Annotated in this window: 10 protein-coding genes and 1 riboswitch; of the genes, 5 read left to right on the top strand and 5 right to left on the bottom strand. The window is 68.6% G+C overall.

What is annotated here, in order from left to right; all coding sequences use genetic code 11:
* The first annotated feature begins 157 nt into the window (after positions 1-157).
* Positions 158-1,336, top strand: coding sequence for a DGQHR domain-containing protein (locus tag VGC56_RS05000; RefSeq protein WP_464123617.1), 1,179 nt, complete (start codon positions 158-160; stop codon positions 1,334-1,336).
* A gap of 54 nt (positions 1,337-1,390) precedes the next feature.
* Here the strand turns inward: VGC56_RS05000 and thiC are convergent, their stop codons facing one another.
* The gene (gene thiC, locus VGC56_RS04995) at positions 1,391-3,250 is read right to left on the bottom strand and encodes a phosphomethylpyrimidine synthase ThiC (protein ID WP_464123616.1); all 1,860 of its coding nucleotides are present in this window, start codon (positions 3,248-3,250) and stop codon (positions 1,391-1,393) included.
* 29 nt (positions 3,251-3,279) lie between these two features.
* A riboswitch (TPP riboswitch) is annotated at positions 3,280-3,391 on the bottom strand.
* Positions 3,392-3,482: 91 nt separating this feature from the next.
* On the opposite strand from thiC, the gene VGC56_RS04990 reads away from it, so the two are divergent.
* The 4 genes from VGC56_RS04990 to VGC56_RS04975 all read left to right on the top strand — a co-directional run bounded on the left by VGC56_RS04990 (position 3,483) and on the right by VGC56_RS04975 (position 9,204).
* Positions 3,483-4,037, top strand: coding sequence for a hypothetical protein (locus VGC56_RS04990; RefSeq protein WP_464123615.1), 555 nt, complete (start codon positions 3,483-3,485; stop codon positions 4,035-4,037).
* A gap of 51 nt (positions 4,038-4,088) precedes the next feature.
* On the top strand, positions 4,089-5,900 hold the full coding sequence (recQ, locus tag VGC56_RS04985) for a DNA helicase RecQ (protein ID WP_464123614.1): 1,812 nt from the start codon (positions 4,089-4,091) through the stop codon (positions 5,898-5,900).
* Positions 5,901-5,965: 65 nt separating this feature from the next.
* A complete protein-coding gene (locus VGC56_RS04980) occupies positions 5,966-8,803 on the top strand; it encodes a hypothetical protein (RefSeq protein ID WP_464123613.1) in 2,838 nt (945 codons plus the stop codon).
* Positions 8,800-9,204, top strand: coding sequence for a protein tyrosine phosphatase family protein (locus VGC56_RS04975; RefSeq protein WP_464123612.1), 405 nt, complete (start codon positions 8,800-8,802; stop codon positions 9,202-9,204). Before VGC56_RS04980 ends, VGC56_RS04975 begins: the two co-directional genes overlap by 4 nt.
* Positions 9,205-9,217: 13 nt before the next feature.
* On the opposite strand, the gene VGC56_RS04970 is transcribed toward VGC56_RS04975, so the two are convergent.
* The 4 genes from VGC56_RS04970 to VGC56_RS04955 all read right to left on the bottom strand — a co-directional run bounded on the left by VGC56_RS04970 (position 9,218) and on the right by VGC56_RS04955 (position 13,059).
* A complete protein-coding gene (locus tag VGC56_RS04970; RefSeq protein WP_464123611.1) occupies positions 9,218-10,072 on the bottom strand; it encodes an ABC transporter permease in 855 nt (284 codons plus the stop codon).
* Entirely contained in the window at positions 10,065-10,991 is a 927-nt protein-coding gene (locus tag VGC56_RS04965) for an ABC transporter ATP-binding protein (protein ID WP_464123610.1), read from the bottom strand. Before VGC56_RS04965 ends, VGC56_RS04970 begins: the two co-directional genes overlap by 8 nt.
* Positions 10,992-11,224: 233 nt before the next feature.
* Complete coding sequence (ribA, locus tag VGC56_RS04960) at positions 11,225-12,274, bottom strand: GTP cyclohydrolase II (RefSeq protein ID WP_464123609.1); 1,050 nt, start codon at positions 12,272-12,274, stop codon at positions 11,225-11,227.
* Positions 12,271-13,059: an exodeoxyribonuclease III gene (locus VGC56_RS04955; RefSeq protein WP_464123608.1), complete on the bottom strand. Its 789-nt coding sequence runs from the start codon at positions 13,057-13,059 to the stop codon at positions 12,271-12,273. Before VGC56_RS04955 ends, ribA begins: the two co-directional genes overlap by 4 nt.
* Between the last annotated feature and the right edge of the window lie 263 nt (positions 13,060-13,322).

Genomic DNA, 13,322 nt, shown 5'->3' with positions numbered 1-13,322 from the left:
CGGCACCACTACAATTATATAAATTTGTAGGTGGTGCTTGCCTGTTCCACGACCGTCTGGTACCAGGGCCGTGAGGCTAGGGAGCCATCTCTTCGATGGACAGGCTGCCGTGGTGGCAGTCGCATCGATCGAAGGCCACGCCTCAAGGAGAAAGACCATGATTAACGCACGCGTGATTGGCCACGTCGAAGAAAATCGTATCTACCAGGCAGCGCTGACGCCGCCCAAGGCGAAGGAGCTCTTCTTCGTTTCGACCTACAATTCCGCCGATCCGCTTTCGAACGCGTTCGATAAGCACGGCTATCAGCGGCCGCCATCCCCGGAGCGCTTCGCCGAGATCGGGCGCTATTACGCCGAGGGGAACAACAGGCACAAAATTCCCCCCATCATCATTTCCGTGCGTCTTTCGGACCCCGTCGAGATCAAGCGGTTCCTGAAGCTGCTCGACGCCGGAGACATTGACGGTATCAAGGCGGCATTCGGCGCCTTCGTCGCCTCGGTGATCGACGGCCAGCATCGTTTCCATGGCTTGATCGCCGCTTGGGCCAAAGATGCCGAGTTTCTCCCTCAGATCCCGTGCACGTTGTACTTCGGATTGAGCTTCATCGAGGAAGCAACGATGTTCAACACGATCAACGCCACGCAACGCAAGCTGCCCAAGGCGCTGATCGAAACGACGCGGGGGGACATCACGGAGGCGGCGGACTCCACCTACGCTCAGCAGATTCGCCGGATTACCTTCAGCTTGTGCCGCGATGACGGTTCGGTTTGGGGGCCCATCGACGGCATCGAGCAAATCAACATGACGGGGGTTCGGGATCCGAACCGTCAGGTCACGTACGAAGGGTTGCGCCGATCGACCTCGAACATGTTCCCGGTACAGCTGCTCAGCCGCCTTTCGGCAATCGACGAGCACCTGCCTCTGAAGTACGCGAAGCGCTACTGGGCTGCGGTGGCGAAGGCCTGCGTCGAGGCGTGGAACGGAATGCCCGAGAAGCGGACTGTCGTCGATCCCGACACCGGCGTGGTCACTTTCGAGAAGATCAAGTACCGGATCAAGGACCTGGTTGGCGTCGCCTCGCTGGCCAAGCTCGGGAAGGACGTCATCACGACCCACATCGACTCCGGGAAAGCGACCAAGCTCGAGGAACTCGTGGACAACCTCGCAGTGGTCGACTGGGAGAAGTCGCCCACCAACAAATGGATGCGTAGCCAGGCCGGGTTCGCTGGGCAGAAGGAGCTGTACACCCTTCTCTATGAGCTGGCCTACAATGGGGCCGAGCCGGAGAGCACTGATTTCGGCGAGCTCGAAGGCGAGGTGTTGGAAGACGCCTGAGACGTCTCAACAGGCAAACGGAAAGGGCCGCGCGAGCGGCCCTTTCTTTTACGCTTAGTCGTGCTCGCGGCCGCCGGCTCCGACGTAGAGCTCCGAGCCGGTCTCCCGAAACTTCTCGCTCATCTCGGCCATCCCGGCTTGCGCCTCCGTCGCCTCTAGGAAGGTGTCAGCGGTGGCGTTCTGCTTCGCGGCGAAGTCGCGCACCTCTTGGGTGATCTTCATCGAGCAGAACTTCGGGCCGCACATCGAGCAGAAATGCGCCGTCTTCGCGCCCTCCGCCGGCAACGTCTGGTCGTGATATTGCTCCGCCGTGTCGGGGTCGAGGCTGAGGTGGAATTGGTCGCGCCAGCGGAATTCGAACCTTGCGCGTGACAGGGCGTCGTCGCGCATCTTGGCGGCCGGGTGGCCCTTCGCCAAATCCGCCGCGTGGGCGGCCAACTTGTAGGTTACGACGCCGACCTTGACGTCGTCGCGGTCGGGGAGGCCGAGATGTTCCTTGGGGGTGACGTAGCAGAGCATCGCGGTGCCGAACCAGCCGATCATCGCGGCGCCGATGGCCGAGGTGATGTGGTCGTAGCCGGGGGCGATGTCGGTGGTGAGGGGCCCCAATGTGTAGAAGGGGGCTTCGCCGCAGGCTTCGAGCTGCTTGTCCATGTTGGCCTTGATCTTGTGCATCGGCACGTGGCCGGGGCCTTCGATCATGACCTGGACGTCGTGCTTCCAGGCGATCTGGGTGAGCTCGCCGAGCGTCGCCAGCTCGGCGAATTGCGCCTCGTCATTGGCGTCCGCAATTGAGCCTGGCCTCAGGCCATCGCCGAGGCTGAAGGCGATGTCGTACGCCTTCATGATCTCGCAGATCTCCTCGAAGCGGGTGTAGAGGAAGCTCTCCTTGTGGTGGGCGAGGCACCATTTGGCCATGATCGAGCCGCCGCGGCTGACGATGCCGGTGACGCGCTTGGCGGTCATCGGGATGTAGGGGAGGCGGACTCCGGCGTGGATGGTGAAATAATCGACGCCCTGCTCGGCCTGCTCGATCAACGTGTCGCGGTAGATTTCCCAGGTGAGGTCCTCGGCGACGCCGCCGACCTTTTCCAGCGCCTGGTAGATGGGGACGGTGCCGATCGGGACGGGGGAGTTGCGGACGATCCATTCGCGGGTGTCGTGGATGTTGCGGCCGGTGGAGAGGTCCATGACCGTGTCGGCGCCCCAGCGGATCGACCAGACCATCTTGTCGACCTCGGCGGCGACGTCGGAGGCGACCGCCGAGTTGCCGATGTTCGCGTTGATCTTGACGAGGAAGTTGCGGCCGATCGCCATCGGCTCGGACTCGGGGTGGTTGATGTTGTTGGGGATGATGGCGCGGCCGCGGGCGACCTCGTCGCGGACGAATTCGGGGGTGACGTAGTCGGGGATCGAGGCGCCGAAATCCTGGCCGTCGCGGATTTGGGCCGCGATGGCATCGCGGCCCAGGTTCTCGCGGACGGCCACATATTCCATTTCGGGGGTGATGATGCCCTTCCGGGCGTAATGCATCTGGCTGACGTTGGCGCCGGCCTTGGCGCGCAGCACCTTGCGGCGGACGTTCGGGAAGGGCGCTACGCCGCCCGAACGATCGGGGCCGAGCTGGCCGTTATCCTCGGGCCTGACCTCGCGCTGGAGGACCTCCTCGACGTCGCCGCGGGCGCGGATCCAGTCGCGGCGGAGTTCGGGCAAGCCGGCCATGATGTCGATCGTGGTCGCGCCGTCGGTATAGGGGCCGGACGGATCGTAGACCCTGAGGGGCGGCTCGCCGCAGCCCGGCTCGAGGTGGATCTCGCGCATCGCGACCTTGAGCGGGCCGACATGGACCTTGCGGCTGCCGCGGATCGGGCCGGTGGTCACTTTCAGTTCGGTGCGGGCGGGGACGTCGGCCATGTGTCGCTCTCCAAATCGGAGGGAGAGCGGGCGGGCCGCCTCTCCCTCCCTACGCCGGTGTAAGCCGGATCAGGTTCGACGGGTCTCGGCTGCCAGGCCGACTCTCAACCGCAGGCGTCAGCGGTTCCCCGGGGAATGGCTCTCGCTTAGGCCGTCCGGAGCGCCTGCGGAAGGGGCAGGCGCTTGATCGAAGCGGTTTTCTGGTGTGTCATCGCGCGAAAGGGGGCTCACCATGCGCATATCGATGATGCTTGCCGCTGCGGCGCTAACCGCGGCGCCCTTGGTCGCCGCCGCTCCGCCGCCCGCTTCGACAGTCTCCCTCGCATCCGGTGAGTCGATCGTCGTTCGCGTCGACTCCGACGGCGCCGTCACGGCGGCAGCCCCGGTACCGGCCCCTCCATTGACCGATTTGGACGCCTATTCGCTGGGGAAGATTGCCAGCACGGAGGTGCCCCAGGACGCCAAGGTCCTGGCACCGGCCTTCACGCTGAAGGGCGAGGGGCCGCCTCCCACCCGCATCGCCCGCGGCCAAATTCGCTTCACCTTCCGCGACGTCGCCGGCAGGACACCGCACGAGGCCCTGCTCACGATCGAGAACGGCTATCGGCAGGGGCTGACCTATACGGCGGTCATAGGGCTCGGCGGCCGCTCGAAGCCGACGGACGTGTGCCTCGTCTTGCCCGGCAAGCGCGGCTACGAGCATTGGCCGTTTCCGCTCGACAGGATCGAACTCGCCAACCTTCGCCTGCGGCCGTGGAGGGAAGGAGATGCGGTGACCTGCCGGTGAGTATCTGCCCCAGGCGTTGAGTTTCTATTATGTTCTGTTATTACGCGCCACATGCGACTCGCCGCTCGCCTTGGCGACGACTACGGGGAGGCAGTGACCTCTCCGCTTTCGATTCTCCAGCGCACCTTCGGCTTTCCTTCCTTCCGCGGCGTGCAGGAGGCGGTGGTGGACCGCGTCATGGCGGGGCGGCACACGCTGGCGGTGATGCCGACGGGGGCGGGCAAGTCGCTCTGCTACCAGCTGCCAGCGCTGGCGCGGGAGGGGACGGCGCTCGTCGTCTCACCGCTGATCGCGCTGATGCACGACCAGATTCGCTCGGCCGATGCGTTCGGGATGCGGGCGGCGTCGCTCACGTCCGCAGACCCGGAGGAGGAGCGGCAGCAGACGCTGGCGCGGCTGAAGCGCGGCGAGCTCGATCTGCTCTACGTGGCGCCGGAGCGGGCGAGCACGCAGGGGTTCCGGGAGCTGGCGGCGCGCACGCCTCTGTCGCTGATCGCCGTCGACGAGGCGCATTGCGTCTCGGAATGGGGGCACGATTTCCGGCCGGACTATCGCCTGCTGCGGCCGCTGCTGGACGCGTTTCCGGGGGTTCCGCGGCTGGCGCTGACGGCGACGGCGGACAAGGCGACGCGGGCCGACATCCTCGTCCAGCTCGGCATTCCGGACGACGGCCTGATCGTCGCCGGCTTCGACCGGCCCAACATCCGCTACCATGTCCGGCCGCGCGACGGGGTGGGGCAGCAGCTGAAGGCTTTGCTTGCCGAGCAGCCGGGGCCGGGAATCGTCTACGTGACCAGCCGCGACAAGGCGGAGAAGCTCGCCGAGCAGCTCGGGAGCGGCGGGCGGCGCGCGCTGCCCTATCATGCCGGGCTCGACCCGCGGGTGCGGGCGCGCAACCAGGCGGCGTTCGTCGCGTCGGAGGACATGGTGATGGTGGCAACCGTCGCCTTCGGCATGGGCATCGATAAGCCCGACGTGCGCTTCGTCGCCCATGCCGGCATCCCGAAATCCGTCGAGGCCTATTATCAGGAGACGGGCCGCGCCGGGCGCGACGGCGATCCCGCCGAGGCGTGGCTGTTCTGGGGCGCCGAGGATTTCGCCCGCGCCCGCTCGAGGCTCGAAAGCGAGGTGCCGGAGGAGAGGCGGGGCGGGGAGCGGCAGCGGCTCAATGCGCTGGCGGCGCTCGTCGAGACGGGCGCGTGCCGGCGGGCGCTGCTCCTCCGGCACTTCGGCGACGAGGCGCCGGAGCAATGCGGCAATTGCGACAATTGCCTCAGCCCGCCGACGACGGTGGACGCGACGCAGACGGCGCAGAAACTGCTCTCCGCCGCCTTCCGGACCGAGATGCGGTTCGGCGTGCAGCATCTGACCGACGTGCTCGCCGGGAAGGATACCGAGAAGGTGCGCTCGTTCGGGCACGACCGGTTGTCGGTGTTCGGCATCGCGGACGAGGAGGAGCTGGCGCTGGTCAAGCCGGTGGCGCGGGCGCTGATGGCGCGGGACGCGCTGCGCGCCGATGCCTATGGCGGCCTGTCGTTCGGGCCGGGGGCGAAGCCGATCCTCAAGGGGGAGCAGCGGCTCGATCTCGTCGTGCAGCCGAAGCGCGAGCGGCGGCGGCGGGCGAACCGGGACTCCAACCCCGAGGGCGATCCGCTGTTCGACGCGCTGAGGGCCTGCCGCCGCGACCTCGCCGCCGCGCAAGGGGTGCCGCCCTACGTCATCTTCCACGATTCGACCCTGCGCGAGATTGCGGCGGTGAAGCCGACATCGCTGCAGGCGCTGTCGCGTGTCTCCGGGGTCGGGGCGGCGAAGCTCGACAAATACGGGGCTGCCTTCGTCGAGGTGGTGCGCGGCTTCGAATAACCCATCGTTCGATGAGGCGCATCGGTGCGTTGAAATCCGTCGGCAGAGGGAGATAGGTTCGCGCCATGAGGATCATGCCCCGCATCGCCCGTCTCGCCGCCACCTGCGCCTCCGCCGTCGCGCTGGCTTGCCCCGCTCCGGCGGCGCCCGCCCAGGATCTGCCCACCGGACAGCGCCTGACGCCGACGGCGGCGCCGGACGCGCGGTTCGAGCCGCTCGTCGTCCGCACCGGCCCGAACCCCGGCTACGTCGCCGACGGCGCGGCGGCGATCGCCACCAGCCCCGACGGGCGGGAGATGCTCGTCCTGACCAGCGGCTACAACAAGTTCAACGGGCCGGACGGGAAGGCGATCCCGGCGCAATCGGTGCAATATGTGCTCCGCTATGCGGTCGATGCGGCGGGCAGCCGCTGGGTGCAGACGCTGACGGTGCCGAACAGCTTCGGCGGCATCGCCTGGCGCCCCGACGGCAGCGGGTTCGTGGTCGGCGGCGGCGTCGACGACGTGGTGCATGTGTTCGTGCGGCAGGGCGACACTTTCGCCGAGCGCGGCACCATCCCGCTCGGCCACAAGGAAGGCCTCGGCGCGGACGTCAAGCCGCAGGCGGCGGGGATCGCGGTCAGCCCGGACGGCCGCCGCGCCCTCGTTGCCAATTATTTCAACGATTCCGTCAGCCTCGTCGATCTTGACGGGCTGCGGGTGGTGGCCGAGCAGGACCTGCGGCCGGGCAAGATCGACCCCCGGCGGGCAGGCGTGCCGGGGGGCGAATATCCGTTCGCAATCGCCTGGACCGATCCCGCTCACGCCTGGGTCTCGGCGCCGCGCGACCGCGAGCTGGTCCGCCTCGCGGTGGCCCCGACCGGCCTCGCCGTGGACAGAAGAGTGCCCACAATCGGCGAGCCTACCGCCTTGCTAGCCGACCCGCGTAGCGGGCGGTTGTACGCGGTGGAGGACAATGACGACCGCCTCGCCATCGTCGATGTTGCGCGCCAGCGACTGGTCGCACAGCCGCGGCTCGCGCTCCCCGATGCGCTGGGCGCGCCCAAGCTCGGCAAGGGGCTCAATCCCAACGCGCTCGCCCGGCTCCCCGACGGACGACTGCTCGTCACCCTGGGCGGCATCAACGCGGTCGCCATCGTCGCACCGACGGCGGACGGGGCGGCCGTCGAAGGGCTGGTGCCGACCGGCTGGTATCCAAGCGCCGTCGCCGTCGCGGGTAATGCGCGGGTATTCGTCGCCAACCGCAAGAGCCCGCCTGGCCCGAACCCGCAGGGCTGCGCGCCCAAGCTCGCCATCTACCGCGGCCAGCCCAATGCCTGCGGGGCGGCGAACCAATATATCTTCCAGCTGGAGAAGGCCGGCCTGCTGCAATTCCCGCTGCCGGCGGGCAAAGCGCTGGCGGCGGCGACCCTGCAGGTGGCGAGCAACATCGGCCTCGCCGACGCCGCCGCCCGCGCCGCGGCCGAAGCGCGAATGGCGGCGATCCGGGCGCGCATCCGGCACGTCGTCTTCATCATCAAGGAGAATCGCACCTACGATCAGGTGCTCGGCGATCTTGACGTGGGCAACGGCGATCCGCGCCTCGCCATCCTCGGCAAGCCGCTGTCGCCCAACCACCATGCCTTGGCGCGGCAGTTCGTGACGCTCGACAATTTCTACGATTCGGGGGAGCAGTCGAGCACCGGCTGGAGCTGGTCGACCGCCGCGCGGGCCACGGATCTGCTCGAGAAGACGGCGCCGGTAAACTATGCGAGCCGCGGCCTCGCCTACGAATCGGAGGAGACCGACCGCTTCATTCCGACCCAGCTGAGCCCCGCCGAGCGGCGCGCCGCCAATCCCAAATTGTCGGCCGACCCCGATCTCTTGCCGGGGCCCGCCCTGCTCGTCGCGCCCGATCCCGAGGACGACGACAAGCCCGGCCAGGGCTTCCTGTGGGATGCGGCGATCCGCGCCGGGCTATCGGTGCGCAATTACGGCTTCTCCGATGCGTCGAACTACGATTCCGGCGAGCCGGGGTCTGTCCCCGTGATCCGCGAGCCGTTCAAGGAGAAACGGCGGGTCTACACGCCCGGCGACCGGCTGCTCGCCCGCCGCAGCGACCCCTATTTCCGCGGCTTCGACCAGAAGCTCGCCGATTATTGGCGCGTGCTCGAATGGCAGCGGGAGTTCGATGCGCAGGACGCCGCGGGAAATGTGCCGGCGCTGACGCTGATGCGCCTCAGCCACGATCATTTCGGGGATTTCGACAAGGCGCTGGACAAGGTGAACACGGTCGAGACGCAGATGGCGGACAATGATTATGCTTTAGGGCTGGTGGTGGAGCGCATCGCCCGCAGCCGCGCCGCCGGATCGACACTGGTCTTCGTCATCGAGGACGATGCGCAGAACGGCGCCGACCATGTCGACGCGCGCCGGTCGCTGGCGCTGGTCGCAGGACCCTATGTCCGGCAGGGTGCCCTGGTCTCGACCCGCTACACCACGGTGAACCTGCTCCGCACCATCGAGGCGGTGCTTGGGCTGAGGCCGCTCGGGCTGAACGACGCGCTCGCGCTGCCGATGGCGGACCTGTTCGACCCAGCGCAAGCGGGCTGGACCTACCGCGCCCAAGCCGCCGATGTGCTGCGCACGACCCAGCTGCCGATTCCGGCGGAGCGCTACGCGGCGCGGACGGCGGCCGCGACCGCCTGCACGGGCCGGAGCGCCGCGTGGTGGGCCGAGGCGATGCGGGGGCAGGATTTCCGCACCGAGGACCGCCTCGACACCCGCGCCTTCAACGCCGCTTTGTGGCGGGGCCTCGGCGACGGCCCCGAGCCAGCCGCGGCGACGGGCGCCGACCTGCGGGGCGGCCGCGATCGGCTGCTGGCTTTGGTGGGTAGCAGCGTGCATTGCCCGTCGCCGCAATGAAGAAGCTCTCCGAGGATGTCTGGGTTGCGGGGCAGATCTTGCCCGGAGACGTGGCTGCGGTAGCGGCGGCGGGGGTGCGGACGATCGTCAACAATCGACCGGATCATGAGGAGCCGGGGCAGCCGCTTGGCGCCGACATCGAGGCGGCGACGACGGCAGTGGGGCTTGGCTACCGGCACATTCCGGTGGCTGGCGGCTTTTCCCCTGCGCAGGTCGAAGCGATGGCGGAGGCGCTGGAGGCGGGGCCGGTGCTGGCATTCTGCAAGTCCGGCACGCGTTCGACCTATTTGTGGGCGCTGTCCGAGTCCGGTCGGGGCGTTCCGTCTGCGGAGCTTCTGGAAGCCGCGGCGGGCGCTGGCTACGATTTGCGGCCGATCCTGCCTTATCTCGGCGGAGGCTGACCGGCCGCTGGCGTCAGTTGATGTCCTGGCGGCGGAAGGCGACGAAGGTGCCTGCTGTGAGCGCGGCGATCCAGGCGGCGGCGACGGCGAGGGAGGTGGTCCAGCCGAGCGCGACGATGCGGCCGTCCGGGAACGGCGCCTTGTGGGCGACCCCGTCGCTGATCCACGAGGCGAGGTTGACGAGGTGGTAGCCGGGGAGGGCGTGGTAGAGGGTCCAGATCAGGCCCGGCGCGTAGGGCGCAAGGAACGGGCCCAGGCCCACGAAAAGCTTCTCGACGATGGCGATGACGACGCCGATGACCAGCGCCGCGACCATCGAGCGGGTGAGGACGGCGGCGAGGCTGATCGAGCCCAGCGTGAAGAGGAAGGGCGCGAGGCCCGCGAGCGCGGTGCGGCCATGCGCATCGAGGAGGGCCGCGGCGGTGACGCCGTCGGGAACCGCGCGGCCCCGCACGGCGCCCTCAAGCCAGGTGAAGACCAGCGAGATGATTGCGGTGAGCGCCAGCGCGGCGACGAGCAGCAGGAAGATCGTCGCCAGCTTGGCGGCGACGAGGGTGATGCGGGAGCGGTGCGGGACGACCAGCTTCCAGGTGTTCCAGCCATATTCGCCGGCGAACACGACGGCGACATAGGCGGCGATGAGGATGCGGCCGATCGACTGGTCGGGGAGCTTCCAGATGAGCGCCGTCTGCTGGATCCAGGCGGCGGCGGTGACCGGCTTGGCGGTGTCGGGGCCGGAATGGGCGAGGCCGACCGCGACCGAAATCCCGAAGCCGATGAGGAACAGCGCCGGGTAGAGCCAGACCAGGAACCAGGTAGCCTTGTGGCGGGTGAGCTTCAGGCGCTCGGCGGCTATGGCGTCAAGCATCGGGCGCCTCCGGCTGGGTGATCGACAGGAAGACGTCTTCCAAGTTCCGCTGCTCGGCGGCGAGGGCGAAGAGGTTGGCGCCGGCGCCGATCAGGCGGCGGGCCACCTCGGGCGCCTCGTCCTTCGTCGCATCGACGAGCAAGGCGTCGCCGGAGCGCTCGACCTTCCAGCGGGCAGTCAGCGCGGCTTCGGCGATATCGAGCGGCGCCGCCTCGACCCGCAGGCCCGCATCCTGGCGAAGCAGCTCGGCAATGCCCGATTCGCGCACCACCTCGCCCTTGCTGACGATGGCGACGCGGTCGCAGACCTGCTGGACTTCGTGGAGCAGGTGGCTGGAGAGGAAGACCGACTTGCCGCGGTCGGCGGCGAGGCCGCGGATCAGGGCGCGCATCTCCTGGATGCCGGCGACGTCGAGGCCGTTCACCGGCTCGTCGAGGATGACGATGTCGGGGTCGTTGAGCAGGGCCGCGGCGACGCCGAGGCGCTGGCGCATGCCGGTCGAATAGCCCTTCACCTTGCGCTTCGCGTCCTTGGCGAGGCCGACCTGGTCGAGGAGCTCGTCGATGCGGGCGCCGTCGCCGCCGTGGGTTTTGGCCACGACTTCGAGGTTCCGGCGCCCGGAGAGGAAGGGGTAGAAGGCGCCGCCGTCGACGAGGGAGCCGACGCGGCGGAGCACCGACGGGTTGCGGCGCAAATCCTCGCCGAACAGCCGGACTTCGCCGCCGCTCGGGGCGATGAGGCCGAGCATCATGCGGATGGTCGTGCTCTTGCCGGCGCCGTTGGGGCCGAGGAAGCCGTAGACCTCGCCCGGCGCGACGGTGAGGCTGACGCCGCGCACGGCACGAACGCCGCCGCCGCGGCGGCCGTAGGTCTTGCTGACGTTCACCAGTTCGACGACCGGCGGCGCGTTCTCACTCATCGGCTACGTCGTTTTCCTGCTGCGGCACCGAAGTGTATTAGAGCCGCGATACAGTGTGGGTGTCAAGTCTCGGCCTCTCGTCCTCCCTGTCGCGAAGCGATGGGGAGGGGGACCGCACGAAGTGCGGTGGAGGGGCCTTGCGGAGTCCGAGGAGGCCCCTCCACCATGCTTCGCATGGTCCCCCTCCCCATGAGGCTTCGCCTCACGGGGAGGACTGGGATGACCTCATGGCGTCAGAGCTGGTGGCCGCTCCGGAGGCGCTTGGTGTCGAGATAGGCTTGGTTGTGGCGATTGCCGCCGGTCCTGAGGGGGACCTGCTCGACCACCCCGATCCCCGCCGCCTCCAGCCCCGCCACCTTGCGGGGATTGTTGGTGAGGAGGTGGACCTCCTCCTGGCCGAGCAGGCGGAGCATGGCGGCGGCGACGCCGAAGTCGCGCTCGTCGTCGGCGAAGCCGAGGCGCAGGTTCGCGTCGACCGTGTCGAAGCCCTGGTCCTGCAGCGCGTAGGCCCTGAGCTTGTTGACGAGGCCGATGCCACGGCCCTCCTGCCGGAGGTAGAGGAGGATGCCCCAGCCGGCGGCGGCGATGGCGGCAAGGGCGGCGTCGAGCTGCGGGCCGCAGTCGCACTTCAGGGAGCCGAGCACGTCGCCGGTCAGGCATTCGCTGTGGAGGCGGACGAGCGGCGGCATGCCGTTGGGAGCGCCGATGAGGAGGGCGACATGTTCGGCGGCATCCTCTTCCGCGCGGAAGGCGACGATCTCGGCCTTCTCCGCCGCGGCCGTCGGCAGCTTCGCGCGGGACGCGATGCGGAGGGCGGGGATGTGCTCGAACTGCTCGACCTCCGCCGGGGTCACGGCCGGCGCCCCCTCGCCGGCGCGGCCGCCGATGAAGAAGGCGGGGAGGAGGCCGGCGCGGCGGGCGAGGACGATTGCGGCGAAGGCGGCGCGGTCGCAGGCGAGCGGGACCGTGCGGAACGGGCCCTTCAAGGGCTTGGCGAGGTCGAGCGCGGGGTCGGCGATGGCGGTCGCTTCGGCGAGGTCGACCCAGGAGGTGCGCAGGATCCGCACCGGACCGGTGGGGGTGCCGTCGCGCTGGTTGGCGAGCTTCAGCGTCACGGCGCGGTTGCCGGAGACGAGGAGATCGGCCGGCCCGTCCGCGTCGAAGGCGGCGAGGGCCGCGTCGTCGGCGGTTTCGACGGCGAGGAAGGCGGTGCCGTCGATTGTCACCGGCCAGCCGCGCCGGAGCGCGTCGATGGCATGGGCGACGGCGCGGCTGGCGCTCACACGGCGAACTCGGTGACGAGCGGCACGTGGTCGGACGGCCGCTCCCAGTTGCGGCAGGGCTCGTGGACGTGGTGGCCGACGGAGAGCTTAGCGACGTCGGGCGTCGCCCACATATGATCGAGCCGGCGGCCGCGGTCGTTCTTCGTCCAGTCGGGTGAGCGGTAGCTCCACCAGGTGTGGAGGCGCGTGGGGGCGGGATGGAAGTGGCGGCCGAGATCGACCCAGCCGTTGCTCGCCTGGAGCGCGGTGAGGGCGGCGACTTCGATGGGCGTGTGGCTGACGACGTTGAGGAGCTGCTTGTGGCTCCAGACGTCGCATTCGAGCGGGGCGACGTTGAAGTCGCCGACGATGATGGTCGGCGCCGCGCAGGCTTCGGACCAGCGCGTCATCCGCTCGATGAAGTCGAGCTTCTGGCCGAACTTGGGGTTCACATTGCGGTCCGGCACGTCGCCGCCGGCGGGGACGTAGACGTTCTCGAGGCGGATGCCGTTGGGCAGGCGGACGCCGATGTGCCGCGCCTCGCCGTTCGCCTGCCAGTCGTGGCGGGCCTCTTCGACGAGCGGGATCTTGGAGAGGATCGCGACGCCGTGGTGCATACGCTGGCCGCAGACGATGCGGTGCACGTAGCCCAAGCGGTGGAAGCCTTCGCCGGGGAAGAGGTCGTCGGTGACCTTCGTTTCCTGGAGGCAGAGGATGTCGGGCGCTTCCTCAGTGAGGAACTTCTCGACGATGCCGAGGCGCGCGCGGACGGAATTGATGTTCCAGGAAGCGATCTTGAGGGGCATGCGGGGGATGTAGTGTCAGGCGCGGCGGGTGTCGATGATTGTGCCTCCCCATCCGCAGGATGGGGAGGGGGACCACCGCAGGTGGTGGAGGGGTATTCGTGGATTCGGCGCCTGCTAAATACCCCTCCACCACCCTTCGGGTGGTCCCCCTCCCGATCTGGCGATGGGGAGGCATAAAAGCAAAGGCCCCCGCTCCGGGGGCGTGGAGCGGGGGCCAACCAGGCGTTATTCACGCGAGGCTCGATCGCAGGGGGCCTCGTCAG

It is taken from the genome of Allosphingosinicella sp. (genome assembly GCF_036403745.1).
In the GTDB taxonomy this organism is placed as follows: Bacteria; Pseudomonadota; Alphaproteobacteria; order Sphingomonadales; family Sphingomonadaceae; genus Allosphingosinicella.
The sequence above is the reverse complement of the archived record's forward strand: the minus strand, read 5'-3'. Positions and strand labels throughout refer to the sequence as shown.

What these genes read in the sequence shown, in the direction of transcription:
- VGC56_RS05000 (WP_464123617.1), top strand. Translation starts at nt 158, where the DNA reads ATGATTAACGCACGCGTGATTGGCCACGTCGAAGAAAATCGTATCTAC.
- thiC (WP_464123616.1), bottom strand. Translation starts at nt 3,250, where the DNA reads ATGGCCGACGTCCCCGCCCGCACCGAACTGAAAGTGACCACCGGCCCG.
- VGC56_RS04990 (WP_464123615.1), top strand. Translation starts at nt 3,483, where the DNA reads ATGCGCATATCGATGATGCTTGCCGCTGCGGCGCTAACCGCGGCGCCC.
- recQ (WP_464123614.1), top strand. Translation starts at nt 4,089, where the DNA reads ATGCGACTCGCCGCTCGCCTTGGCGACGACTACGGGGAGGCAGTGACC.
- VGC56_RS04980 (WP_464123613.1), top strand. Translation starts at nt 5,966, where the DNA reads ATGAGGATCATGCCCCGCATCGCCCGTCTCGCCGCCACCTGCGCCTCC.
- VGC56_RS04975 (WP_464123612.1), top strand. Translation starts at nt 8,800, where the DNA reads ATGAAGAAGCTCTCCGAGGATGTCTGGGTTGCGGGGCAGATCTTGCCC.
- VGC56_RS04970 (WP_464123611.1), bottom strand. Translation starts at nt 10,072, where the DNA reads ATGCTTGACGCCATAGCCGCCGAGCGCCTGAAGCTCACCCGCCACAAG.
- VGC56_RS04965 (WP_464123610.1), bottom strand. Translation starts at nt 10,991, where the DNA reads ATGAGTGAGAACGCGCCGCCGGTCGTCGAACTGGTGAACGTCAGCAAG.
- VGC56_RS04955 (WP_464123608.1), bottom strand. Translation starts at nt 13,059, where the DNA reads ATGCCCCTCAAGATCGCTTCCTGGAACATCAATTCCGTCCGCGCGCGC.